The sequence below is a fragment of the Paenibacillus sp. N119s genome (genome assembly GCF_059447605.1).
The window spans coordinates 1-561 of the sequence record NZ_JCAJRU010000499.1; the positions used below are offsets into that span (position 1 = coordinate 1).

Sequence of the window (561 nt, forward strand, 5' to 3'; positions counted from 1 at the left end):
TCCTTGATCGTTGATAAATAAGCTTTCTTGCCTGTACCATAATATAAATAAGTGATATCTGTCAGTAACACCTTGCCGGGGATGTCCTGCTTAAATTCCCTATTCAAAAGGTTAGGAACAACTCGATGTTCCTGAGTCGCCTTCATCATCCTTTTATAGGGATTTGCCTTCCGGAAAGGACATACAATGCCGTATTTCTTCATAATTCTCCGGATCCGTTTCAAATTGTAGACAACCTTAAACTGGCCCTCTAATATCATCTTGATAGAACGGGCCCCTTTCTTGCGTCTTTTGAAACGGAAGGCCTTCAGGATCGTTTCTTTTACCTGTTCATCATCCTGTTCTCGTTGCTTCCGCTTTTCCGCTGATTCGGAAGACCAGTACTTGTAATAGCCACTCTTGGAGACCCCGGCCATTCTGCATAAATGGTTCACCATTCGATGAAGGTCGTATTTCCGGATAACGGTATGGATCAAAATATATTTCTGGCAAGGTGCCCAATCTACTTGTCTTTCAGCCCCCATTCCGCCATACGGATCTTTTTTAACAGTTCGTTCTCCG

The 561-nt window shown here is 43.3% G+C and carries 1 pseudogene; it reads right to left on the minus strand.

The window, feature by feature from the left end:
* Positions 1–561, minus strand: a pseudogene (locus AC5V8P_RS26000) (IS3 family transposase); the annotation flags it as partial.